The sequence below is a fragment of the Marinobacter sp. G11 genome (genome assembly GCF_021282325.1).
GTDB lineage: Bacteria > Pseudomonadota > Gammaproteobacteria > Pseudomonadales > Oleiphilaceae > Marinobacter > Marinobacter vinifirmus.
The window spans coordinates 61,151-85,580 of sequence record NZ_JAJSPB010000011.1; the positions used below are offsets into that span (position 1 = coordinate 61,151).

Here is a 24,430-nt window from a genome sequence, read left to right on the forward strand (position 1 = left end):
TCAGACTCAGGTATTTACATGACTTCGGATAATTCCCAGCCCAAGACCACGCCGGATCACCAGCCGCGCCCCTGGATCGATTTGCTGGTCAGTATCGTGATTCCCTCCGTTATTCTGATGAAGTTCAGTGGCGATGAGCACCTGGGCAGTGTTAATGCGTTGATCCTCGGCCTGGCCTTCCCGTTAGGCTGGGGCTTGTTCGAACTCATCCGGTACCAAAAGAAGAACTTCATTGCCCTGCTGGGCCTGATCAGTGTGGGCCTGACCGGTGGTATCGGCCTGCTGGAGCTGGACGCCGGCTGGCTGGCTATCAAGGAAGCGGCGGTACCCGCGGTGATCGGGCTGGCAGTGCTTATCTCCACCCGCACCAAATACCCGCTGGTGCGCACCCTGCTGTATAACCCCAATGTTCTGGATGTGGATAAAATCCATGCTTCATTGGAGGAGCGGGGCAGTGTGGATGAATTCGAAGAGCGGCTGATGAAGGCCAGTTACTTCTTTGCCGGAACCTTTCTGTTCTCGTCTATCATGAACTACGTGCTGGCGAAGTGGATTGTGGTGAGCCCGTCTGGCACCCAGGCGTTCAATGAGGAGCTGGGGCGGATGACGCTGGTCAGCTACCCGATGATCGCCATTCCCTCCATGGTGATGATGATGCTGATTTTCTGGTATCTGTGGCGCACCATTCGCAGGCTTACCGGCCATACCCTGGAAGAGGTGATGGCACCGCACCTCGTGGAGAAAGAGAAAGAGAAGGAACGGAAGCGGGCACAGTCTTCCAAATAGTACGAACTGGAATATCCATTCGGTACTGATAACAAAAAACGGTGGCTTCCTGCGGATGCCACCGTTTTTTTGGCCTGGATAACGCCCGGGAATCAGACGTCCAGGTTGGTTACTTCCAGTGCATTGGTCTGGATAAACTCGCGGCGCGGTTCCACATCGTCGCCCATCAGGGTGGTGAAGATCTGGTCTGCCGCAATGGCGTCTTCGATGGTGACCTTCATCATCCGGCGTGTTTCCGGATCCATGGTGGTTTCCCACAGCTGTTCCGGGTTCATTTCACCCAGACCCTTATAGCGCTGGATGTTCAGGCCGCGCGAGGCTTCCTTCATCAACCACGCCAGGGCGCCTTCAAACGACAGTACCGCCTGCTTGCGCTCACCACGCTGGATGTAGGCACCCTCCTCGATCAGGCCTTCCAGGGTTTCGCCAAGGCGGGCAATGGCCTTGTAGGAAGCAGATTCGAAGAAATCGTGGCTGAAGACGTGCTCGTAGGGAATACCGTGCACGTAGATAGTCACTTTCGGCAGGTACAGGCCACGCTCTTCGTCACGGGTAACGGAGAATGTGTACTTGGTGCCGGTCTTGGTGTCCAGTTCCAGGCCTTCGGCCAGACGTGCCACCCAGCGGGTAACGGCTTCTTCTTCCTTCAACTGTTCCGCTGTCAGCGTGCTGTTGTAGATCATCTGCTGCAGTACCAGCGCCGGATAGGCGCGGGACAGACGATCAATCATCGCCATAACGGCCTGGTAGTCCTTCACCATGGTTTCCAGTGCTGAATCCTTGATGGCAGGTGCCTCAGGGTTCACGTACAGCTGGGCGCCTTCCAAGGCGGTCTGGGTCAGGTAGGCTTCCTTCGCCTTTTCATCCTTCAGGTACTGTTCCTGCTTACCGCGCTTGACCTTGTACAGGGGCGGCATGGCAATAAACACATGGCCACGCTCGATGATTTCACGCATCTGCCGGAACAGGAAGGTGAGCAGCAGGGTACGAATGTGGGAGCCGTCTACGTCGGCGTCGGTCATGATAATGATGGAGTGGTAACGCAGTTTGTCCGGGTTGAACTCTTCCCGACCGATACCGCAACCAAGGGCGGTAATCAGCGTACCCACTTCGGCAGACGACAGCATCTTGTCGAAACGGGCTTTCTCTACGTTCAGGATCTTACCCTTCAGGGGCAGGATGGCCTGGGTTTTCCGGTCACGACCCTGCTTGGCACTACCACCCGCAGAATCACCCTCCACTATGAACAGTTCAGACAGGGCGGGGTCTTTTTCCTGGCAGTCAGCCAGCTTGCCAGGCAGGCCGGCGATATCCAGCGCACCCTTGCGGCGGGTCATATCCCGGGCTTTACGGGCGGCTTCACGGGCACGGGCCGCTTCGATCATCTTGTTGACGATCACCTTGGCTTCGTTCGGTTTTTCCTGCAGGTAATCGGCAAACTTCTGGTACAGCTCCTGCTCAACCGCGGTTTTCACCTCGGATGAAACCAGCTTGTCCTTGGTCTGGGAGGAAAACTTCGGGTCCGGCACTTTCACGCTGACAATGGCTGTCAGGCCTTCTCGGGCATCATCACCGGAGGTGGCTACCTTGGCTTTCTTGCCTAGGCCTTCGTGCTCGATGTAGTTGTTCAGGGAACGGGTCAGAGCCGCCCGGAAGCCGGCCAGGTGCGTACCACCATCCCGCTGGGGGATGTTGTTGGTGAAGCAGTAGATGTTTTCCTGGAAGGCATCGTTCCACTGCATCGCGACTTCCACGGCAATTCCGTCTTCACGTTCGTGGGTGAAGTGGAAAACCTGGTTCAGCGGGGTCTTGTTGGTGTTCAGGTGCTCAACAAAGGCCCGCAAGCCGCCTTCGTACTCGAAAATCTCTTCCTTGCCGCTGCGCTCGTCTGTCAGGCGGATACGCACACCACTGTTCAGGAACGCCAGTTCCCGCAGGCGCTTGGCCAGGATGTCGTAATGGAATTTGATGTGGGTGAAGGTTTCCGGTGAGGGAATAAAGTGAACCTTGGTACCGGAATCCTGGGTGTCGCCCACTTCGGCCAGCGGTGCGTTGGGAACACCGTGGGTATAGGTCTGCTCGTAGACCTTGGCATCACGACGGATGGTCAGGGTCAGGGTAGAGGACAGGGCGTTAACCACTGACACACCCACACCGTGCAAACCACCGGAAACCTTGTAGGAGTTGTCGTCGAACTTACCGCCGGCGTGCAGTACCGTCATGATAACTTCGGCAGCGGATACACCTTCTTCTTCATGGATATCCACAGGGATACCACGGCCGTTGTCCTTGACCGTGATGGACTCATCGGGGTGGATGATCACGCCGATTTCAGAGCAGTAACCCGCCAGAGCCTCGTCGATGGAGTTATCCACCAATTCAAAGACCATGTGGTGCAGGCCGGTGCCATCGTCGGTATCGCCGATGTACATACCCGGGCGCTTGCGCACCGCATCCAGTCCCTTGAGGACTTTGATGCTGGAGGAATTGTAGTTCGATTCACTCATTAACGAGACTCCTGAGGTGATTCCCGGTCTATTCTTCCGTCAATTTTCCATGTTCCACGTGGAACATTCTGTATTCAGGGGCATCGACACCGGCCCATAACACTTCGGGTTCCGGGTGTTCGATGGAGGTAATAAACACCTGACAACGCAATTCCTGGAGCTTGCGAGCCAACATAATCCGGTGGCGCACATCCAGCTCCGCATTGATGTCATCCAGCAGGAAGGTAACCTGTTTACCGAGATCGCTCAGAACCTTGCCCTGGGCAATCTTCATCAGGATCACGAGGGTTTTCTGCTGTCCCCGCGAAAAGGTTTCTGCCACCGGACGCCCGCCTAGCTTCAAGCGAATGTCCGCACGGTTGGGGCCGTACAGGGTGTGCCCCATCCGGCGTTCCTGTTCCCGGTGACCGGCCAGTACCTCAACCAGTGACTGGCTACGATCCCAGCCCGGATAGAACTCCAGCTTGAGGCCTTCTGTCCATCCGGCATCTAGTTCCTTTAGCACTTCATTGAAGGCTGTTTTGAACTTCCTGAAAACCTGTTCCCTGATGTCGCTGAGGGTTTCTGCAAGGGCACCAAACTGATTGTCCCATACCCGCATCAATGATTCGTCCAGTCTACCATTTCTGAGCGTTTGATTCCGCTGTGATGTCACTCTCTGGCATTGTTGCCAGGTTAAAGAAAAGGAAGGTTCCACGTGGAACACTAACCAATCCAGAAACTGGCGACGCTTGCCCGGCCCCCCGGCCACAATGTCGAAGACGCCGGGATCAATAACCGACACCGGAAGATGCATAGCCAGTGCCGACAAACTACGAACAGCCTCACCGTCCACGCGAAGAGAGGTTTCCTTGGCTGAAACATCCCGGGCGATGCCCAGGCGATGAACAACAGGTTCCTGGCTATCATCTGAAGTTCCGGCCATGCCTTTATCCAGGCCACCAAAAACCGTGAGTTTGCTCTGACCATGGGAAACGACCGCCTGGTGCCGGGTAACCCGGAACGAGCGACCGAGCCCCAGATAACCAATGGCTTCCAGTACGCTGGATTTACCACTGCCATTGGCACCGTAGATCAGGTTAAAGGAGGGAGAGAAGCTGATGGGATCCGGCGCCAGGTTACGAAAATTCTGGGTCTGAAGTTTCACTAGCGCCATAGGGAGAAAATCTCGATAAACCTGGGCCCCGTTAATGCAGCATGGTCAGGCGTTCATCCATAAACACATCCATTTCCGGCGCCAGGATATGCACATAACGGTCGAAGTACAGGAACTGTTTCAGTAACAGCGCGAACTCACGCGGGAAGTGCAGCCCGTGGCTTTCGCCAACCTTAACCATATCCATCAGGATGTTGTTCACATCATCCTCGGCCTGGTCCACCTGATAGGGCACATCGTCCGGCACCATGCGATCCATCTGACGGTACAGTTTCTGCAAATCCGCAGACAAATCTTCCACCCGCACAGAGCGACGGGTCACGCCGATACGAATCATGGCATCGGCCACGCCATCGAAGTTGCCCACCATGATGGCGGAAATAAAATCGCTTACCGCCTGCCAGGTGTCCGGCTTGATACGGCCCACAATGCCGAAATCGATAAACCCGACCCGTCCGTCCTTCAACACCATCAGGTTACCGGCGTGCACATCCGCGTGGAAAAATTCGCTCTTGGTCAGGCTGGCAAACCAGGTATTCATGGCCGTAATCAGGGTGCGTTCCGGATCGCTGGAAAATCCGCGAATACTTTCCAGGTCGGTCAGCGGTACGCCATGGAAGCGTTCCATGGTGAGGATCCTACGGCTGCTGCAATGCTCGTACACCAGGGGAACCGTGGCGTCTTCGTTGTGGGTATCGTTCAAAAACTGCCGGAAAACCTTGAGGTTATTGGCTTCCTTGATGAAATCACATTCTTCCATCATGGTTTGCTGGATTTCATCGACAATGCCCGACAGGGAAGTCCAGGACAGTTTCGGAGCCAGGGTTTCCAGGATACGGGCAGACAGATACAGAAAATTCAGGTCCGTCAGCAGGATGTTTTCCACACCCGGCTTCTGAACCTTGATCACCACATCTTCACCGGTCACCAGCTTTGCCGCATGTACCTGGGCAATGGATGCGGAGGCGAGGGCCACCGGATCGATCTCGGCAAACACCTGTTCAATCGGCCGCCCCAGTTCATCCCGGATAATCTTGCGGATAACGCTGAAGGGCAGGCTCGGGGTTTTATCCAGGCAATACTGGAACTCCTCCACATACTCCTTCGGGAAAAAAGTCGGCGAGCTGGCGATAAACTGGCCCAGCTTGATGTAGGTGGCACCCAGGTTTTCGAAGGTCTGGCGCAACAGCTGCGGGGTAGGGGGGCGATCGCCCCGCACCCAGTTCAGCCCGGTACGGCCCAGCACCGACAAGGTCTGGCCAATTCGGAAAGCACCTTTGATTCCATTCGTTACGGCACCCATAAACTCCTCCGGAAATAATTACAGCCGCATGGGCATGACAACATACAGACAGCTGTTGTCATTTTCGGCTTCAATCAGCGCACTGCTGTTTGGATTAGACAGAGTGATCTTCACCTGGGCATCGTCCAGGACGTTCATCACATCCACCAGGTAGCCTACATTGAAACCGATCTGCAGGGATTCGCCCTGGTAGTCTACCGGCAGTGCATCTTCGGCCTGTTCCTGGTCCGGGTTGTTGGCAAATACCTGCAACTGTCCCGGGGACAGGTTCAGGCGTACGCCGCGAATGTTTTCGTGGGACAAAATACCGGCCCGCTGCAGGGTATTCTTCAGGGTCGCGCGATCGGCCAGGACAATCTTGTCGCCGCCACGGGGAATAACCCGGTTGTAGTCCGGAAACTTGCCTTCAATCAGCTTGGAGGTAAAGGTGTACGCACCCACCGTGGCCCGGAGGTGGTTATCGCCGATCACCAGGGTGACGGGCGACTCGTCGTCATCCAGCAGGCGGGCCAGCTCAAGCACCCCTTTTCTCGGCACAATCACCTGGCGCAGGTCCGGACAACCGGTCTGCAGATCACAGTGAGCCATGGCGAGGCGGTGGCCGTCGGTAGCCACGGCACGGACATGGCCGCTGTCCACTTCCAGTAACAGACCGTTCAGGTAATAACGCACATCCTGCTGGGCCATGGCGAAGGCGGTGGCGTCGAACATACGGCCGAGTTCCTTCTGGGGCAACTCCAGGCGGAAACTTTCCGGCTCGTCTTCCACGTTCGGGAAATGCTCCGCCGGCAATGTAGACAGGGTGAAGTGGGAATTACCCGCGCGCACATGCAGGCGGTCACCTTCCAAAGCCAGGTCAATCGGGGCCTCGTCGCCAAGGGCGCGACAGATATCCGACAGCTTGCGGGCCGGAACCGTGATCCTGCCAGGCTGGTCCACATGTACCGGGGTTACCCGGCCTACCAGCTCCACTTCCATATTGGTACCGGTCAGCGTCAGGGTATTGTCTTCCGCTTCCAACAACACGTTGGACAGCACCGGCATGGTCTGTTTCTTTTCCACAACGCCCGCAATGCTTTGCAGCGGGGTGAGCAGGGATTCACGGCTGATTGTCAGTTTCATGGCACTCGGCTTCAGTTATCGGAAGTGAATGTTATTGGTTTTGCCACCCCGGTCAGGTGGTCAGCAGTCTCATAAAGTTCTGGTAGTCTTCCCGGATGCCCGGATCAGTTTCCTGCAACTCGATTATCTTCTTGCAGGCGTGCAGCACCGTGGTGTGGTCCCGGCCGCCAAAGGCATCGCCAATTTCCGGCAAACTGTGGTTGGTCAGTTCCTTGGCCAGGGACATCGCCACCTGGCGGGGCCGGGTGACGGTACGGGTCCGGCGCTTGGACAACAGGTCCGATACTTTGATCTTGTAATACTCCGCCACGGTGCGCTGGATATTATCAATACTGACCTGCTTTTCATGCAGTGCCAGCAGGTCTTTCAGGCTTTCCCGGATAAACGGCGGAGTAATCTCGGAGCCGGTGAAGTGAGCATTCGCTATCACCAAACGCAGCGCGCCTTCAAGCTCCCGAACGTTAGAGCGTATTTTCTGGGCAATAAAAAACGCCGCTTCGCTGCTCAGTTTCACATTGGCCTGCTCGGCCTTCTTCATCAGAATCGCGACCCGGGTTTCCAGCTCCGGCGGCTCGACCATCACCGTCAGGCCCCAGCCGAACCGGGATTTCAGTCGCTCTTCCATATCCACGATTTCTTTCGGGAAACGGTCACAGGTCACAATCACCTGCTGACCACCCTCAAGCAGCGCATTGAAGGTGTGGAAAAACTCTTCCTGGGAACGCTCCTTGCGGGCAAAGAACTGGATATCGTCAATCAGCAAGGCATCGACTGAGCGGTAGTAGCGTTTGAATTCGTTGATGGCGTTCAGCTGCAGCGCCTTGACCATATCGGCCACAAACCGTTCCGAACGCAGGTACGCCACCTTGGCCTTCGGGTTGCGACGGACAATCTCGTTACCGATGGCGTGCATCAGGTGGGTTTTACCCAAGCCTACGCCACCATAAAGGAATAACGGGTTATAGGCGCCACCGGGGTTCTCTGCCACCTGCATGGAGGCCGCGCGGGCCAGCTGGTTGGATTTACCTTCTACAAAGGTATCGAAGGTAAAGGTTTCGTTCAGGAAACTCTGGTGCTTGATATCACCCTCAACCTGCACCGGGCGCCGTTCGTTACCACCGGTCCTGCCGGCAGACGTGCTGCCTGGCGCCTGGCGCGGACTGGCCACCGTAGCCGCCACGCTTTTCTCTTCTTCAGTAACGGTCTCGCCGGTTTCATCAGACAGGCGTTCCGGAACCGGCTCGGCCACCGAACGCACCACCGGCTCGCTCGCCTTGGGGGCAGACCCCACTTTCATCTGAACCCGGGGGGCCTGACCGCCTCCCAGCTCCTTTAATACTTCTTCTATACGGCGCAGGTATTTTTCATTCACCCAATCCATCACGAAACGGTTGGGAGCGAACAGCATCAACTGCCCTTCGCGCTGATCCGACTGGAGGGGCCTCAACCAGGTATTAAACTGCTGTGCGGGAAATTCATCCCGGAGTACTTCAAGACATTGATGCCACATACTGTTCGGCACGACCGCCTGCTCCCGACTACCTGACTGTTCTTACACCGGAAAGGGCTTTCCCGTTGCTCAAGGTGACCCCGGATTCTACCCCGAGCCGGGGTTCAGTAAAAGGCCGGCTGTGCAGGTCATGAACAGCCTGTGGAAACTTTTTATTTTCAGTTTCAAATTCTTACAAACCTATCTACAGCCTTGTGTACAGAAAACCCCTGAAAAAAAGTTATACACAGGGCTCTGTGTAAACCACCGCTTCAACCCTGTGTGCAACACCTTGACCGAACCATGGATAACTCGCTCCCTGATTCCGAACCGGACTTGTTCACAATTCGACAGGGTGTTCTCCACAGGGCTCAGAGCGACCTGTCACAAGCCTTATCATTATTCTATTTTTTTGTTTCTGTTGATATTTTTAGGCTTTTCCACAGAAATCATGGTGCGTAATAACAGTAATAAATAATCTTTGAAAGAATTTAAAAAAGACTTATAGATTCTGTTAGTGAGCCTTGCGGGTTTTACCCATACGGAAAACTTGCTTTACCTGTCGCTCAAACATTGAACTTGTCTCAGGATTTGACTAGAATGCCGCTCCTGTTTTGGCTGTCTATTTTCCAGCCAGTTACCAATGTCCATTGACGATTTGTGAGATCATCACCATGAAAAGAACATTCCAGCCAAGCGTCCTGAAGCGCAAGCGTGTTCACGGTTTCCGTGCCCGTATGGCGACTGCGAACGGCCGTAAGGTAATTTCCCGTCGTCGTGCCAAAGGCCGCGCACGTCTGTCTGCGTAACTTTACACTCGCCTCATGAAGGCTTTGACGTTTCCGAAGTCTCATCGACTGTTGAAACCTTCGGACTACAGCAAGGTCTTCGATGGCGTACAGCTGAAAGTTCCGCACAGGAATTTTCTGATCCTGGCTGCTCCCAATAATCTGGGTCACGCCAGGGTCGGACTGATTTTCTCGAAGAAAAACCTGAAACTGGCGGTCCAGAGAAACCGGATCAAACGCCAGGTACGGGAAACCTTCAGAAATCAGCAGGATTTACCCGCCCTGGACATCATTGTTCTTGGCAGACAAGGCCTTGCCCAGCTGGAAAATCCAGCGGTGCATTCCGCTTTGGACGATATCTGGCGCAGAGTGAAAAAGCAGTTCAACAAGCAACTCGAAAAAACGTACCGAAAATCAACGTCTGAGGGCTCAGACGCGACGTCCCGAGGTACAGATTGATGCGCCAATTACTGCTTTTACCCATCCGGTTCTACCAATATGCCATCTCTCCAATGATGGCGAGCCATTGCCGGCACTACCCTACCTGTTCACAATACGCTGTCGAAGCCATTCAGCATCATGGCGCTCTCAAAGGCAGTTACCTGGCAGGTGCGCGTCTACTCAGATGTCATCCCTGGGCCGAAGGCGGTTATGATCCTGTACCGGGAACCGGGCACGTTGCTCCAGAGCCAACCGGCAACCTGACTGAATCCACTCACACCACTACTCAGACCAGACCCTAAGTTTATGGATATTCAACGCATCGTTTTGTTTGCCGGTCTTGCGATTGTCAGTTACCTGATGGTGCTAGCCTGGAACGAAGATTATAACCAGCCGCAAACTACCCAGGTGGTAGAGGCTGAGTCCTCCGTTAACGGCAACGCAATGGCAGACGATATGGTGTTGCCGAAGTCCGGATCGACAGCATCAGGCAACGATGAATTTGCGACACCGGAAACCGGTAGCCTGTCGTCAACGTCTGCAGCTGCGGAAGGTTCAGTCAGCAACCGCTACATCACCGTAACCACCGACGTTTTCCAGCTGAAGATTGACCGTATTGGCGGCAACGTGGTGGAAAGTTCACTGCTCCAGTACGACGAATCCCTCAACAGCGAACAACCCCTGAAACTGCTGTCCAGCACCCAGACCCGTACCTACCTGCTGGAAAGCGGACTGATCGGCCGTGATGGCCCGGATGGCCGTAACGCCTCCCAGGCACCGGTATTCGACGCTGAAAGCAGCGAATTCGAATTATCTGAAGGCCAAGACGAACTCAACATCGACCTGACCTTCACCACCGATCAGGGCGTGGCTATCACCAAGCGTTACCAACTGGCCCGGGACAGCTACGAAATCGGTGTTCGTTACCTGATCAGCAACAACTCAGAATCCGACTGGCAGGGCAACTTCACCGGCAAAATCGTTCGTGACCAGGCTCCGGACCCCACTTCCCAGGCCAGCATGGGTATCAAGGCCTATCTGGGTATGGTAGTCAGTACGCCGGAAGATCCCTACGAAAAATACGACTTTGATGACCTATCCGAAAACCGCATCAACCAGTCCGTTACCAACGGCTGGCTGGCGTTTCTGCAGCACTACTTCCTGACCGCGTGGGTTCCTGACCGTGATCAGACAGCCCAGTTCCAGAGCACCCGTCGGGATCAGTTGCACGTGATGGGCTTTGTTTACCCCGCCACCACGGTGGCTGCCGGTGATACCGCGGAAATTGGCGCAACCGCATACGTGGGCCCGAAGATCATTGATCGCCTGGAAGCCCTGGCACCCAACCTGGACCGCACCGTTGATTTCGGCTGGTTGTTCTTCATCTCCCTACCGCTGTTCATCATCCTGGAATGGTTCTATGGCCTGGTGGGTAACTGGGGTGTGGCCATTATCCTGCTGACGGTTCTGGTAAAGGCGGTGTTCTTCCACCTGTCTGCCACCAGTTACAAGTCCATGGCCAAGATGCGTGCGGTTGCTCCGCAGCTGACCCGCCTGAAGGAACTCTATGGCGACGACCGCCAGCGCATGTCCCAGGAAATGATGGCCCTGTACAAGCGCGAAAAAATCAATCCGCTGGGTGGCTGTCTGCCGATCCTGGTTCAGATGCCGGTGTTCATTTCCCTGTACTGGGTACTGTTTGAAAGTGTGCAGCTGCGCCATGCGCCGTTCATGTTGTGGATCCAGGATCTGTCCCAGATGGACCCGTACTTCATCCTGCCGATCCTGATGGGTGCCAGTATGTTCATCCAGATGAGCCTGAACCCGACGCCGCCGGACCCTATGCAGGCCAAGATCATGAAGCTGATGCCGCTGATCTTTACTGTGTTCTTCCTGTGGTTCCCGGCAGGCCTGGTACTGTACTGGCTGGTGAACAACATTCTTTCGATCTCCCAGCAGTGGTACATTACCCGCAAGATCGAAGCGGAAACTGCAGGCAAGAAGTACTGATTTAACAGTCCTTCTGACCTGACAAAGGCTCCCTTGGGGAGCCTTTGTTTTTTCTATCCCGGGAAAATGAAGATGCAGCCAGCTACAGACACCATTGCCGCCATTGCCACTGCTCCGGGCCAGGCCGGTGTAGGTATTGTTCGGGTGTCCGGCCCGAAAGCCATGACCATAGCCCGCGTCATGCTGGGCTTCGAGCCCAGACCCCGATATGCCCATTACGGTCCGTTCCGGGACCAACAGGGTGAACTGATCGATGAAGGCATCGGCCTGTACTTCCCCAATCCGAACTCGTTTACCGGCGAGGATGTGCTTGAGCTTCAGGGCCACGGCGGTACCGTGATCCTGGATGTCCTGTTGCGGGAAGTCTGCAGCCTGGGTGCCCGGCTGGCCCGGCCCGGAGAGTTCTCCGAACGGGCCTTTCTCAACGACAAGCTGGATCTGGCCCAGGCCGAGGCCATTGCCGATCTGATTGAAAGCAGCTCGGAACAGGCGGCCCGCTGTGCCGTGCGTTCCATGCAAGGGGTGTTCTCTAAACGTGTGGATAACCTGGTGGAGGCCATTACCCATCTGCGCATTTACGTGGAAGCAGCCATCGACTTTCCGGAAGAAGAGATCGATTTCCTGGCCGACGGCAAGGTAGCTTCTGACTTGCAGGGCTTGCTGGAGCAGGTGCAGCAGATTCTCGGAGAGGCTCAGCAAGGCACCATTTTGCGGGATGGCATGAAAGTGGTGATCGCCGGGCGGCCCAATGCCGGCAAATCCAGCCTGCTCAATGCCCTTGCGGGCAGGGAAGCGGCGATTGTGACCGCTATCGAAGGCACTACCCGGGATGTCTTGAGGGAACATATCCACATCGATGGCATGCCGCTGCATATCATCGACACGGCCGGCCTGCGGGACAGCCCGGATGAAGTGGAACGCATCGGCATTGCCCGGGCCTGGGAAGAAATCCGCCAGGCCGACCGAATCCTGCTGATGGTGGATGCCACCACCACCGACAAAACCGAACCCCATGAAATCTGGCCGGACTTTATCGACCAGCTGCCCGCCAGCGCACCGGTCACCGTCATTCGCAACAAGGTGGATTTGTCCGGTGAAGCTGTGGGTATCACCGCAGAGCCGCATCAAACCGCCCCGGTTATCCGGCTTGCCGCCAAGGCCGCGGAAGGCCTGGAAGTACTTCGGGACCACCTGAAACAGTGCATCGGCTTTGCCAGCACCACCGAAGGCGGCTTCCTGGCCCGGCGCCGGCACCTGGATGCGCTCGAACGGGCACGGGATTCCTTGCTCCAGGGCCAGTCCCAGCTTGAAGGCTATGGTGCGGGGGAACTACTGGCGGAAGACCTGCGGGCAGCCCAGGATGCCCTGGGGGAAATCACCGGGCATCTGACGCCGGATGAGCTTTTGGGCAAGATCTTCTCGTCGTTTTGTATCGGAAAATAGGAACAACCATGAACAACAACTCCCTGAACACCCTCGGCATATTCACCCTGTTCGCGGCGCTGGTGCTGACCGGCTGCAGCACCGTGTACTACAACACCATGGAAAAGCTCGGGTTCGAGAAGCGCGATATCCTGGTCGACCGGGTCGAGAATGCACGGGATGCCCAGACAGATGCCCAGGAAACCTTCCGCTCGTCACTGGAACGGTTCCAGAGTGTGGTGGCCATTCCCGATACCGAACTGAAGGCCAAGTACGAAGAAATCCGCGATGCCTATCAAGACAGCGAAGATGCTGCCGAGAAAGTCCGGGACCGGATCGACAGCGTCGAGGATGTGGCGGGTGCCCTGTTTGCGGAGTGGGAAGACGAGCTGGACCTGTACGAAAGCGCATCCCTGCGCCGCAGCAGCGAGCAGCAACTTCAGGAAACCCGCAATCAGTACGGGCAGCTGATTAACCGGATGCACCAGGCGGAATCCCGCATGGATCCGGTGCTTCAGGCGTTTGAAGACCAGGTGTTGTACCTCAAGCACAACCTGAATGCCCAGGCCATCGGTGCGCTGGAAACGGAGCTGGGTAAAATCCGCAGTGATGTCGACAGCCTGATCCGCAACATGGAAGCCTCCATTGCCGAATCCGAAGCCTTTATCCGCCGCTTCCGGGATCAGTAACCCCGGCGGAAAAGTGGCGACGGCGCAATTGTTCCAGTTTTTGGCACAAATTGTTCCAGTTAATTTGCTGTAATTCTCAATTGATAACAAATATCATTCGCTCCTGAAATTCATTGCTTAATTTTTGGGAGCGACACATGGTGTTCAGGTCTTCATTGCTGGCGACCTCGGTTGCGGTAATCTCTGCCGGTTATTCACTGCAGGCCACTGCGCAGCCGGTGCAAATGGACGAGCTGGTGGTCTCCGCCGCCGGTTTTGAGCAGAAGGTTACCGATGCGCCGGCGAGCATCAGTGTGATCAATCAGCAAAGCCTGCAGCAGAGTCAGTTTTCCAACCTGGGGGAAGCACTCGAAACGGTAGAGGGTGTGGACGTCCGCCAGAGCACCGGCAAAACCGGCGGCCTGAACGTCAGCATTCGGGGCCTGCCCAGTGAATACACCCTGATCCTTATTGATGGCCGTCGCCAGAACCCACCGGGTGACGTTACCCCGAACGGATTCGGCGACACCTCCACCAGTTTCATTCCGCCCCTTTCCGCCATTGAGCGTATCGAAATCATACGTGGCCCCATGTCTACTCTGTATGGTTCCGATGCCATTGGCGGTGTGGTCAACATCATCACCAAGAAAGTCTCGGATGAGTGGACCGGCTCGGTCACCCTGGAGCATACCTTCCAGGAAAACCGGGACTATGGTGATACCGGCAAGACCAGTTTCTACACCAGCGGTCCGTTGATCGAGAACGTATTGGGGCTGGCCGTACGAGGCAGCGTGCTTGACCGGGAAGCGGCCGACCTGGACTTTGAAGACGGTAGCGAGGCACCCAAGCGCGGCGTTGCACCGGTGGATGGCCGCAATCACACCCTGGGTGCCCGCCTGACCCTGGTGCCGGCCGCCGGCCACGAGTTCTATCTGGATGCGGAGCAGGGCCGTCAGGTTTACAACAACGAGTCCTGTCAGCTTGGTACGCTGGATGGCCGGGACCGCAGTTGTGGAGACGACCCTGGTGTGGCGAACGGCTATTCCGATGAACTGCGTTTCAACCGGGACCAGGTGGCGTTGGGTCACTCAAGCCAGCTTGGCTTTGGCACCTGGAGCAATGACCTGACCTACAACGTGACCGAAACTGAAGGCCGGACCCTGCCGGGGACTATCGGTGCTGCTTACGACGCCCCTTACCAGAACCTGGTGGGTGGTGCCGAGCGGGAACTGGAATCCAAAGACACCGTCTTTGATACCAAGCTGGTTGCTCCGCTAACCGACAACCATATCGCCACCTTCGGGGCCCAGTACCGGGACACCGAACTGACCGACGGCATTGCCGACACGACCTTTGAGCAGAATTCCTGGGCGGTTTTTGCCGAAGACGAGTGGTATCTGAGAGACGACCTGGCGCTGACGCTGGGCGGTCGCTATGAAGACCACGATGCCTTCTCCGGCCACTTTACGCCACGAGCCTACCTGGTGTGGAACAGCGCACCGTCCTGGACCTTCAAGGGCGGGGTCAGTCAGGGGTATCGTACGCCGGACATCAACGATCTCCACGATGGCATCAACGGTGTGACAGGACAGGGTGAAGATATCACCATCGGTACTCCGGACCTGGAGCCGGAGAAGAGCACCAACTACGAAGCCGGCGCCTACTTTGACAACCTTGACGGCTTCAAGGCCAATGCCACCGTGTTCTTCACACGCTTTGAGGACAAGATTGATGATGGCTCAGAGGTGACCATCAGCGGTGATCCCCGGATTCCCGATGGCACCTACGATCAGCTGGATAACATCGGCAAGGCGGAAACCCGGGGTATCGAGCTGGCCTCCAGCTGGCAGTTTGCCCCGGACTGGAGCCTTCGCGGCAACTACACGTATACCGATTCTGAGCAGAAAAGCGGTGACAACAAGGGTGAAAAGCTGACCAACACACCCGAACATGTGCTGCACGCCCGGCTTAACTGGCAGGCAACAGCCAAACTGGGGTTGTGGCTGTCTGGCGAATACCGGGGCGAGCGTACCCGCTACCTGAAGACCCGGGAAAACCTGAGTACGGAAGAGCTGGCCATTGACCAACAGGTCGGAGAGCTGAGCGATTATGCGCTGTTCCATCTGGGTGGCTCTTACCAGGCCAGCGACAAGGTTCGACTGACGGCGACTATCTACAACCTGTTTGACAAGGACTTCCTCGAGGGCAGCAATTACAGCTATATCAACGCGGACGGTGACCAGGTAACCGACTGGGCATCTGATTACATCTACGTGTTCCGCGGCATGGCCAGCGGCGGTACGGTGGAAGAGGGCCGCCGCCTGTGGCTTTCCGCCACTGTGGATTTCTAAGTTATCCACAGCTTCTGTTAATAAAATCCGACAACGTAAAAAGGGGAAGCCAGGTGCTTCCCCTTTTTGTGGAACCGGGATTCCAAGGCCCCGGATCCGGAAGAAAAAAGTCCCGGGAAAACCCGGGACCGGAAGTTACCGGCGTTACCCGGTAAAGGCCATGTTCTCGGCTTCAATCTGCATCAGGCTGCGGGTCGGGCTGAGCATGCTGGTGGCATGGGTCTGGGCCCGGGGCAGCAAGCGCTCGTAGTAGAACTCGGCGGTGTTGAGCTTGGTCTGGTAGAAGGATTCAGACTCATCACCGCCATTATCCAGTTTATCCACAGCCACGGCGGACTGGCGCAGCCACATGTAGGCCATGCTTACGTAGCCGCTGTACATCAGGAAGTCGTAGGCTGCGGCGCTGACCACATCCCGGTCTTTGCGGGCTGCCAGCATCACCCGTACTGTCAGCACGTTCCACTGGGCTGTGAGTTTCAGCAGCTCCACCGCCATCGGGCGCAGGCGCTTGTCGGTCAGGTGCTTGCGGGCAAAGTTGGCTACCTTGAAGGTGAACTCGCGCACCGCGCCGCCCTGGGTCATCAGCAACACCTTACGGCCCAGCAGGTCCAGGGCCTGGATACCGGTGGTGCCTTCGTACAGGGTGGCAATACGGGTATCGCGAGCGATCTGTTCCATACCGTGTTCGCGGATGTAACCGTGGCCGCCGAACACCTGCATACCCAGGTTGGCGGCTTCACAACCCAGTTCGGTCAGGAAGCCTTTCAGGATCGGGGTCAGGAAGCCCAGTTTGTCGTCGTACTTCTCGGCTTTTTCAGTATCACCTGCGGTATGGGCTTCCACCATGTGGTCGGCTACCCGGGCCGCGTAATAGAGCATGGCCCGGCCACCTTCGGCGATGGCTTTCTGGGTCAGCAGCATGCGCCGAACATCGGCGTGGTGAATCAGGCTGTCGGCCACCTGGTCCGGCTCTTTCTTGCCAGACAGCGCGCGCATGGAGCGGCGTTCTTTGGCATAGTCCAGCGCCCACTGGTAAGACAGCTCGGCCGGCCCCACACCCTGAATGGCGGTACCAATCCGGGCGGTGTTCATAAAGGTGAACATGCACTCCAGGCCCTGGTTTTCCGGGCCGATCAGGTAGCCGGTGGCACCGTCAAAGTTCATTACGCAAGTAGCGGACGCCTTGATGCCCATTTTCTTTTCCAGGCTGCCGCAGCTTACGCCGTTGCGCTCGCCCACACCGCCATCGGCGGCCGGCATGAACTTGGGCACAATGAACAGGCTGATGCCCTTGGTGCCTTTCGGGGCATCCGGCAGTCGGGCCAGGACAATGTGGACAATGTTCTCGGTCAGGTCATGCTCGCCGGAGGAGATAAAGATCTTGGTGCCGGTCAGTTTGTAGCTGCCATCGGCCTGGGGTTCAGCCCTGGTTTTCACCTGGCCCAGGTCGGTACCGCACTGGGGCTCGGTCAGGCACATGGTGCCGCCCCAGCGGCCTTCGGTGAGGGGCACCAGGTAGGTTTGTTTCTGCTCGTGCGTGCCGTGCAGGAAAATGGTGTTCATGGCACCCAGGGACAACCCCGGGTACATGGAGAACGACCAGTTGGCCGTGCCCATCATTTCCTGTTTGAACAGGCCCATGGAAGCCGGCAGGCCCTGGCCGCCAAACTCTTCGGGGGCAGATAAGCCTTGCCAGCCACCCATCACATACTGCTGGTAGGCTTCTTTGTAGCCCTTGGGGGTGATTACTTCGCCATTTTCCAGCTTGCAGCCTTCTTCGTCGCCGCTCTGGTACAGGGGGCTCAGCACTTCTTCACAGAAGCGGCCACACTCGGTAAGGATTGCATCTACAATGTCCGGAGTGGCGTTTTCGCCGGAGGCCAGGCCCTGGTAATGGGTCGGGTAGTCGAATACATCATTCAGCAGGAATTTCATGTCCCGCAGGGGCGCTTTATACACAGGCATAGCCGGTCCTCGTTTAATCTCAGTCCGATTCGTGCGGGCCCGAAAGCCCGGATGAGTGCAGTTTTACGGCATTCCCGTGGGGCTGCCATTGACGGAAAGCGCCTGAATGGCTGTCAGAATGGACAATTGGCTGAAATGACGCAGTGGCGATTTTCTGATCGGAAACGGCAAGCAGGCCGTAGATCTCTGCACTGTCAGGCTGTTCTGGCGTTAACCCGGAGTGTAAAAGTCATGCAAAATTCCCGGATGCGACCCAAGGCCAGTGGTCTGGGGCCGTTGAGTCTTATATTGTTGATGTCTCTGGTGCTGGCAGGCTGTGCCGGGCCCGCACTGGATGATTACCAGAGCACCGGGCCAGACCTGGTGCCAAGTCAGTTCTTTACCGGCGAACTTTCTGCCCGGGGTGTGGTCAAGGACTTCTCCGGCGAGGTTATCCGCACCTTCGATGCGGATATCGTGGCCAGCTGGGACGACAACGGGGTGGGCACCCTGGATGAAGTGTTCCGTTTCGATGATGGCGAAGAGCAGACCCGGGTCTGGACCCTGACGCCATCGGAGCAGGGCTACCACGCCGAGGCTGGCGATGTCGTTGAACCGGGCACCATGCGCTGGCAGGGCAATGCCATCCACATGAACTATGTTCTGCGGGTGTCATACGGCGATGGCACGATTGATGTCAGAATGGACGACTGGATGTATCTGGTTACCCCCGATACCCTGATCAACCAGACCACCATGAGCAAGTGGGGTGTGGACGTCGGGGAAGTGGTACTGGTGATCCAGAAAAAAGGCGCGGGGCCGGCTCCGCAATCCTGATAACAGAATACGGACAGGTAACTGATACCCATGTGGAAGCAATGGCTGGTGGCGCTTGTGTTGGTTGGAGTTGTGGTGGCAGGTGCCGGCGTGTATCTGAGCCTGGAAGACCCGGCTGATGCGGAAGCCGAAGACGAACCCACGGCATCCACGGTAAATATCTCGGCACCGGAAATGCGCAGGGTGCGGGATGAGGTATCGGCCGTTGCCAACCTGAATGCCATGGATGCGGTGGCCCTGACCACCGAAGTCAGCGGTCGGGTAGTGGAACTCAACCTGCAAACCGGGCGCAAGGTGCAGCAAGGCGATGTACTGGTGCGGCTGGATGATCGCCAGGCGACTGCCGACCTGGCCGTAATTGAAGCCCAGCTGGCAGACGCCCGCCGGCAATATGACCGGGCCCGCAGCCTGCGGGCCAATAACAGCGTATCCCAGTCCCAGGTGGACGAGCTGAGAACTGCGGTGGATGTTGCCATTGCCCAGCGCGAAGCAGCCCGGGTCCGGCTTCAGAATCACCGGATTGAAGCGCCGTTCTCCGGTGTGGTCGGGCTGTCGGACATCAGTGTGGGCGCCTACCTGCAAGCCGGCACTGTGATTACCACCCTGGATTCCACGGATCAGCTGGAACTGAACTTTGCAGTGCCCGAGCGGTTTGTTGGCCAGGTTCAGCTGGGCCAGCCGGTGCGGGCCACCTCTCCGGCATTCCCCGATGAAATCTTTGAAGGCGAGCTGGTGGAGCTGGCTACCCGCATCAGCGAGCTGAGCCGCACCCTGGCGGTGCGGGCCCTGATTGATAACCCCGATGGTCGCTTGCGGCCGGGCCAGTTTATGTCCGCCTCTTTGACCCTGCAGGAACGGGAAGGCTTGGTGGTACCGGAGCAGGCGGTGATGCTGCGGGGCGACCAGAAATACGTATTCGTGGCTGAAGATGGCCAGGCCCGCCGGGTTTCGGTAAAAACCGGCAGCCGCCTGCCCGGATGGGTGGAAGTCACCGATGGCCTGACCATGGAGGATGCGGTGATTATTACCGGCCAGGACCGGCTGAGTTCCGGCAACCGGGTTCGGGTGATCGAGTCAGATCGTGCCATTCCGGAGAACCGGTTCGACTCTGTGCAGGGGTCCTGAGCCATGGTGCTGTCAGACGTCTCCATCAAGCGCCCGGTCTTCGCCACGGTTCTGAGCCTGCTGATTGTTGTGTTCGGGCTGGCCGCCCTGATGGGCCTGCCGGTTCGGGAATATCCGGACATTGATCCGCCGGTGGTCTCCGTAGCTACCGACTATACCGGTGCCGCTGCCGAAGTGGTGGATACCCAGATTACCCAGGTGATCGAAGGTGCCATCAGTGGCATTGAAGGCATTCGTTCTATTGAGTCCTCCACCGAGCAGGGTGAATCCCGCACCACCATCGAGTTCAACACCTCCCGCGATATCGACATTGCTGCCAACGACGTGCGTGATGCGGTCTCCCGGGTGCTGAACCAGATGCCGGACGAAGCCGATCCGCCGGTGGTTCGCAAGGCCGATTCCGATGCCCGGCCGATGATGTGGATAACTCTGACCAGCGAAGTTTGGGATGCCGCCGAACTGAGTGATTTTGCCGACCGGGTGCTGAGCGACCGGTTGTCGGTGCTGGACGGCGTGGCTGATGTGCGCATCGGTGGCGAACGCCGCTATGCCATCCGGGTCTGGCTTGACCGGGAACGGCTGGCGGCCCGCAATATCACCGTGGCGGAAGTCGAGCAGGCCCTGCGGGCCAACAACGTGGAACTACCCGCCGGTTCGGTGGATTCCTCCACCCGCAACTTTACCGTGCGGGCCGAGGGCCGGTTATCCACAGTGGAAGAATTCCGCAACCTGGTCGTACGCCGGGATGGCAACGACCTGCTGCGACTGGGTGAAGTAGCCAACGTGCAGATGGGTGTGGAATCGGATATCGGCCGCCTGCGGGCTGCCGGCCGCACGGCCATTGGCATGGGGGTTATCCGCCAGTCCAAGGCCAATACCGTTGCGGTGTCTGACGGCGTGCGGGCCGAGCTGGACAAGATCCGTGAAACCCTGCCACCGGAAGTGTCGATCAGCGAAAGCTACGACGAATCCATCTTTATCCGTGCCTCCATCAAGGAAGTGCTGGTGACTCTGGCGATCTCGGTATCGCTGGTCATCCTGGTGATTTTCCTGTTCCTGCGGTCCTGGCGCGCCACGTTGATTCCGGCGGTCACCATTCCGGTGGCGGTGATCGGTGCCTTTATCGGCCTGGGCTTTCTGGGATTTTCCATCAACGTGCTGACCCTGCTGGCGGTAATCCTGGCCATCGGCCTGGTGGTGGATGACGCCATCGTGATGCTGGAGAACATCCAGCGCCGGATTGATGAAGGCGAGCCACCGTTGCTGGCGGCCTATCGTGGTGCCAAGCAGGTTGCCTTTGCGGTCATTGCCACCACCCTGACGCTGGTGGCGGTGTTTGTGCCCATCTCGTTTATGGGCGGTAACGTGGGCCGGTTGTTTGCCGAGTTCGGGTTTACCCTGGCGGCGGCGGTGATCTTCTCCAGCCTGGTGGCGCTCACCCTGGCCCCGATGCTGTGTTCCAAGTGGCTGCGCCACAGTCCGGAATCGGCGGAAGGCCACCGGCTCTGGGCCTTCAGCGAGAAGGTGCTCAATGGCCTGACCAATGGCTACAAGCGCCTACTGGAGTTTTCCCTGAACCAGCCAGGCCTGTTGCTGGGCCTGGGGATTGCCGGGCTGATCGTCGCCGCGGTGATTTATCCCCGCTTGCCGCAGGAACTCGCGCCCATTGAAGACCGTGGCGTAATCATCATGCCCACCAGTGCACCCCGGGGCTCCACCGTCGAATATACCGACCACTTCGTGCAGCAGGCCGAGCAGCGGTTGCTGACCTACTTGGAGGAGGGCACCGCCGAGCGGTTACTTTCCATTGTCGGTTTCCGGGATGAAGAAGACAGCGCCTTCATGATCATGGGGTTGGTGCCCTGGGAGCAGCGGAATATCAAGCAACAGCAGGTGACTACGGATATCCGTGACAAGCTGTCGGATATATCCGGTGCCCGCATCAACGTCATCAACCCGCCAGGCCTTGGCCAGCGGGGCTTCAGCCAGCCGGTGGAATTTGTGATTGCCGGCCCGGACTACGAATCGGTCCAGGCCTGGAGTGAAGAGATCATGGAGCGGGCCAGGGAAAACCCGAACCTGCTGAATGTGGATACCGATTTCGAGCTTACCCGCCCGGAACTCCGGGTGAACATCGACCGCGACAGGGCGGCCGACCTGGATATCACCGTGCAGGATGTCGGGCTCACCCTGCAGACCATGCTGGCGTCCCGACAGGTGACCACCTACCTGGACCGGGGCCAGGAGTACGATGTGATTATCCAGGCCGAGGATGCCAACCGCGCCACCCCGGATGACCTGGAGCAGATTTTTCTGCGGCCGAGGGCAGGGGGTGAGCTGATCCCGCTGAAAGCCCTGGTGTCGGTGGAGGAAATCGGCGCTAACCCGGATCTGCGCCGGATCGACCGCCTGCCGGCGGTGGTGATCAGCGCTTCCCTGGCCGATGGCTACGATCTGGGCACAGCCCTGAATTACCTGAACAACCTGGCTGTGGATAACTTACCGCCGGAAGCGCGGCTGAGTTACAAGGGGTTGTCCCGGGAATTCGAGGATTCCTCGGCGGCCATCTTTATCACCTTTGCCCTGGCCTTTGTGATTGTGTTCCTGGTGCTGGCGGCCCAGTTTGAAAGCTGGATTCACCCGATGATCATCATGCTGTCGGTGCCCCTGGCGGTTACTGGTGCGTTGATTGCCCTGGCCTGGTCCGGCATCAGCCTGAATATCTACAGCCAGATCGGGATCATCATGTTGCTGGGGTTGATGGCCAAGAACGGTATCCTGATCGTGGAATTCGCCAACCAGCTGCGGGACAAAGGTTACAGTGTGCGGGATGCCATTCTGGAAGGCGCCACGCTGCGTTTCCGCCCGGTACTGATGACCACCATCTCCACCGTGTTCGGTGCGGTTCCCCTGGTGATTGCCACCGGGGCCGGTGCGGAAAGCCGGGCGGCGATCGGTATGGTGATTCTGGGCGGGCTGATCTTCGCCACCACCCTGACCCTGTTTATTATCCCGGTGTTGTATAACCTGCTGGCCCGGTTCGCCAAGTCTGCCAACGCGGTGGAAAAAGAGCTGGACAGGCTGGCGGCCGGCCCGTCCGGGGGCTCCGGCCTGGCAAGCAGCCCGGCAAAGAAGGCCGATGAGTTCTGATGCCTGTGCACAGCCAGTTCCGGTTGCTGGGCCAGCGGCGGTTTCTGCCGTTCTACCTGACCCAGTTCTCCGGCGCCTTTAACGACAACCTGTACAAGAATGCCCTGCTGTTGCTGATTACCTACCAGGCCGGTGGCCTGATGGGCTTGTCGGTCAATGTGGTGGTCAATATTGCCGCCTTCCTGTTTATCCTGCCGTTTTTCCTGTTCTCCGGCATTGCCGGCCAGATGGCCGACCGCTATGAAAAGGCCTGGATTATCCGCCGGGTCAAGGCGGCGGAAATCGGCATCATGTCCCTGGCCGCGCTGGCTTTGTGGTTTGGCTGGTACGAACTGCTGCTGGTGTTGTTGTTCCTGATGGGCGCGCAGTCCACGTTCTTCGGGCCGGTGAAATACTCCATCCTGCCCCGGGTGCTGGCAAACGACGAACTGGTGGGTGGCAACGGCCTGGTCAGCATGGGGACCTTCGTGGCCATTCTTCTGGGCACTATTGCCGCCGGTGTTATCGCCGGTGCGGAGCAGGCGGCCCGTATTACTGCTGTGGCCGTGCTGGTGATGGCGGTGCTGGGCTACCTGGCGGCGCGCAAGGTACCGGATACCCGGGATGAAGCACCGGAAGTGATGGTGCGTTTCCGGCCCTTGCTGGAAACCTGGCGGCTGATGGCCGTGGCCCGGGAACGCCCCAAAGTGTTGGGGGCGATCCTGGCTATTTCCTGGTTCTGGTTCCTGGGCGCGGCGTACCTGACCCAGTTTCCCAACTTTGCCAAAACCTGGCTGGCGGGTGACGAAACCGTGGTCACCTTGCTGCTGGCCATGTTCATTGTGGGTATCTCCGCAGGCTCCATGCTGTGCGAACGGCTGACCAAGCATCGAATAACCCTGGCGCCGGTACCCTGGGGCGCCCTGGGCCTGACCTTGCTGGGCATTGACCTGTTCTTTGCGGTACCGGCCAACCCGGAACCGTCCACCTGGCTCAGTCTGATGACGGAGCCTGTGTATATCCGGGTGTTGCTGGACCTGGTGGGAATCGGCATCTGCGGTGGCCTGTTCATTGTGCCGCTGTATGCGTTTATCCAGTATGAAACCCCGGATCACAAGCGGGCCCGCATTATTGCTGCCCTGAATGTGATCAATTCCCTGTTCATGGTGGCCAGTGCCATTGCCGGTATCCTGGTGCTCGGGGTCTTTGGCCTGGGAATCCCGACCTTTTTCCTGATCTTATCCTTGGTGAATGCGCTGGTGTGGGTAAGTGTGCTGGGGCTCCGGCGCCGTGCCGCCCAATCTGTGGATAATTAATGGGAAAAGCTACGGATAACCGTTGAATCGTTTTTT

18 protein-coding genes are annotated in these 24,430 nt (G+C 57.7%); 12 read left to right on the top strand and 6 right to left on the bottom strand.

All coding sequences use genetic code 11. The annotated features are described in order from the left end of the window. Positions 1-18 precede the first annotated feature (18 nt). Positions 19-786: a VC0807 family protein gene (locus LWH94_RS09170; protein WP_199457680.1), complete on the top strand. Its 768-nt coding sequence runs from the start codon at positions 19-21 to the stop codon at positions 784-786. A gap of 92 nt (positions 787-878) precedes the next feature. Here the strand turns inward: LWH94_RS09170 and gyrB are convergent, their stop codons facing one another. From gyrB to dnaA, 5 genes are read right to left on the bottom strand one after another with little or no spacing between them, the layout of a single operon-like run. Then, a complete protein-coding gene (gene gyrB, locus LWH94_RS09175) occupies positions 879-3,293 on the bottom strand; it encodes a DNA topoisomerase (ATP-hydrolyzing) subunit B (protein WP_232901980.1) in 2,415 nt (804 codons plus the stop codon). Positions 3,294-3,321: 28 nt separating this feature from the next. Further along, positions 3,322-4,449 (bottom strand): DNA replication/repair protein RecF, encoded by a 1,128-nt coding sequence (gene recF / locus LWH94_RS09180; protein ID WP_232901981.1) that lies wholly within the window; start codon positions 4,447-4,449, stop codon positions 3,322-3,324. 31 nt (positions 4,450-4,480) lie between these two features. Next, on the bottom strand, positions 4,481-5,752 hold the full coding sequence (locus tag LWH94_RS09185) for an ABC1 kinase family protein (RefSeq protein WP_232901982.1): 1,272 nt from the start codon (positions 5,750-5,752) through the stop codon (positions 4,481-4,483). Between the two features lie 18 nt (positions 5,753-5,770). Then, on the bottom strand, positions 5,771-6,874 hold the full coding sequence (gene dnaN, locus LWH94_RS09190) for a DNA polymerase III subunit beta (protein WP_058342178.1): 1,104 nt from the start codon (positions 6,872-6,874) through the stop codon (positions 5,771-5,773). A gap of 52 nt (positions 6,875-6,926) precedes the next feature. Continuing rightward, positions 6,927-8,396, bottom strand: coding sequence for a chromosomal replication initiator protein DnaA (dnaA, locus tag LWH94_RS09195; RefSeq protein WP_094624301.1), 1,470 nt, complete (start codon positions 8,394-8,396; stop codon positions 6,927-6,929). Between the two features lie 641 nt (positions 8,397-9,037). Between dnaA and rpmH the strand changes: the two genes are divergently transcribed. The 7 genes from rpmH (at position 9,038) to LWH94_RS09230 (ending at position 16,043) form a co-directional block, all read left to right on the top strand. After that, positions 9,038-9,172: a 50S ribosomal protein L34 gene (gene rpmH, locus LWH94_RS09200; RefSeq protein ID WP_008172542.1), complete on the top strand. Its 135-nt coding sequence runs from the start codon at positions 9,038-9,040 to the stop codon at positions 9,170-9,172. Positions 9,173-9,187: 15 nt separating this feature from the next. Further along, positions 9,188-9,610: a ribonuclease P protein component gene (gene rnpA / locus LWH94_RS09205; RefSeq protein ID WP_232901983.1), complete on the top strand. Its 423-nt coding sequence runs from the start codon at positions 9,188-9,190 to the stop codon at positions 9,608-9,610. Continuing rightward, positions 9,610-9,894: a membrane protein insertion efficiency factor YidD gene (yidD, locus tag LWH94_RS09210; protein ID WP_082641126.1), complete on the top strand. Its 285-nt coding sequence runs from the start codon at positions 9,610-9,612 to the stop codon at positions 9,892-9,894. Before rnpA ends, yidD begins: the two co-directional genes overlap by 1 nt. Positions 9,895-9,898: 4 nt before the next feature. After that, the gene (gene yidC / locus LWH94_RS09215) at positions 9,899-11,602 is read left to right on the top strand and encodes a membrane protein insertase YidC (RefSeq protein WP_232901984.1); all 1,704 of its coding nucleotides are present in this window, start codon (positions 9,899-9,901) and stop codon (positions 11,600-11,602) included. A 72-nt stretch (positions 11,603-11,674) separates the two neighbouring features. After that, on the top strand, positions 11,675-13,045 hold the full coding sequence (gene mnmE / locus LWH94_RS09220) for a tRNA uridine-5-carboxymethylaminomethyl(34) synthesis GTPase MnmE (RefSeq protein WP_232901985.1): 1,371 nt from the start codon (positions 11,675-11,677) through the stop codon (positions 13,043-13,045). An 8-nt stretch (positions 13,046-13,053) separates the two neighbouring features. After that, positions 13,054-13,713 carry a DUF2959 domain-containing protein gene (locus tag LWH94_RS09225; protein ID WP_232901986.1) on the top strand — a complete coding sequence of 220 codons (660 nt, stop codon included), beginning with the start codon at positions 13,054-13,056 and terminating at the stop codon, positions 13,711-13,713. Positions 13,714-13,850: 137 nt separating this feature from the next. After that, on the top strand, positions 13,851-16,043 hold the full coding sequence (locus LWH94_RS09230) for a TonB-dependent receptor domain-containing protein (protein WP_232901987.1): 2,193 nt from the start codon (positions 13,851-13,853) through the stop codon (positions 16,041-16,043). Positions 16,044-16,187: 144 nt separating this feature from the next. Here the strand turns inward: LWH94_RS09230 and LWH94_RS09235 are convergent, their stop codons facing one another. Next, on the bottom strand, positions 16,188-18,008 hold the full coding sequence (locus tag LWH94_RS09235; RefSeq protein ID WP_232901988.1) for an acyl-CoA dehydrogenase C-terminal domain-containing protein: 1,821 nt from the start codon (positions 18,006-18,008) through the stop codon (positions 16,188-16,190). A 246-nt stretch (positions 18,009-18,254) separates the two neighbouring features. Here LWH94_RS09235 and LWH94_RS09240 point away from each other — a divergent pair, with 246 nt between their 5' ends. From LWH94_RS09240 to LWH94_RS09255, 4 genes are read left to right on the top strand one after another with little or no spacing between them, the layout of a single operon-like run. Then, positions 18,255-18,824, top strand: coding sequence for a DUF3833 domain-containing protein (locus LWH94_RS09240; protein ID WP_036220016.1), 570 nt, complete (start codon positions 18,255-18,257; stop codon positions 18,822-18,824). A 30-nt stretch (positions 18,825-18,854) separates the two neighbouring features. Then, on the top strand, positions 18,855-19,949 hold the full coding sequence (locus tag LWH94_RS09245) for an efflux RND transporter periplasmic adaptor subunit (protein ID WP_199457671.1): 1,095 nt from the start codon (positions 18,855-18,857) through the stop codon (positions 19,947-19,949). A gap of 3 nt (positions 19,950-19,952) precedes the next feature. Continuing rightward, positions 19,953-23,099, top strand: coding sequence for an efflux RND transporter permease subunit (locus LWH94_RS09250; RefSeq protein ID WP_058342169.1), 3,147 nt, complete (start codon positions 19,953-19,955; stop codon positions 23,097-23,099). Continuing rightward, complete coding sequence (locus tag LWH94_RS09255; RefSeq protein ID WP_058342168.1) at positions 23,099-24,394, top strand: MFS transporter; 1,296 nt, start codon at positions 23,099-23,101, stop codon at positions 24,392-24,394. The genes LWH94_RS09250 and LWH94_RS09255 overlap by 1 nt, the downstream gene beginning before the upstream one ends. Positions 24,395-24,430: the final 36 nt, after the last annotated feature.

Coding starts and splice junctions, on each gene's coding strand:
- LWH94_RS09255 (WP_058342168.1), top strand. CDS start 23,099: ATGCCTGTGCACAGCCAGTTCCGGTTGCTGGGCCAGCGGCGGTTTCTG.
- LWH94_RS09225 (WP_232901986.1), top strand. CDS start 13,054: ATGAACAACAACTCCCTGAACACCCTCGGCATATTCACCCTGTTCGCG.
- LWH94_RS09185 (WP_232901982.1), bottom strand. CDS start 5,752: ATGGGTGCCGTAACGAATGGAATCAAAGGTGCTTTCCGAATTGGCCAG.
- yidC (WP_232901984.1), top strand. CDS start 9,899: ATGGATATTCAACGCATCGTTTTGTTTGCCGGTCTTGCGATTGTCAGT.
- LWH94_RS09235 (WP_232901988.1), bottom strand. CDS start 18,008: ATGCCTGTGTATAAAGCGCCCCTGCGGGACATGAAATTCCTGCTGAAT.
- rpmH (WP_008172542.1), top strand. CDS start 9,038: ATGAAAAGAACATTCCAGCCAAGCGTCCTGAAGCGCAAGCGTGTTCAC.
- LWH94_RS09250 (WP_058342169.1), top strand. CDS start 19,953: ATGGTGCTGTCAGACGTCTCCATCAAGCGCCCGGTCTTCGCCACGGTT.
- LWH94_RS09170 (WP_199457680.1), top strand. CDS start 19: ATGACTTCGGATAATTCCCAGCCCAAGACCACGCCGGATCACCAGCCG.
- LWH94_RS09230 (WP_232901987.1), top strand. CDS start 13,851: ATGGTGTTCAGGTCTTCATTGCTGGCGACCTCGGTTGCGGTAATCTCT.
- gyrB (WP_232901980.1), bottom strand. CDS start 3,293: ATGAGTGAATCGAACTACAATTCCTCCAGCATCAAAGTCCTCAAGGGA.
- dnaN (WP_058342178.1), bottom strand. CDS start 6,874: ATGAAACTGACAATCAGCCGTGAATCCCTGCTCACCCCGCTGCAAAGC.
- recF (WP_232901981.1), bottom strand. CDS start 4,449: ATGGCGCTAGTGAAACTTCAGACCCAGAATTTTCGTAACCTGGCGCCG.
- yidD (WP_082641126.1), top strand. CDS start 9,610: ATGCGCCAATTACTGCTTTTACCCATCCGGTTCTACCAATATGCCATC.
- rnpA (WP_232901983.1), top strand. CDS start 9,188: ATGAAGGCTTTGACGTTTCCGAAGTCTCATCGACTGTTGAAACCTTCG.
- mnmE (WP_232901985.1), top strand. CDS start 11,675: ATGCAGCCAGCTACAGACACCATTGCCGCCATTGCCACTGCTCCGGGC.
- LWH94_RS09240 (WP_036220016.1), top strand. CDS start 18,255: ATGCGACCCAAGGCCAGTGGTCTGGGGCCGTTGAGTCTTATATTGTTG.
- LWH94_RS09245 (WP_199457671.1), top strand. CDS start 18,855: ATGTGGAAGCAATGGCTGGTGGCGCTTGTGTTGGTTGGAGTTGTGGTG.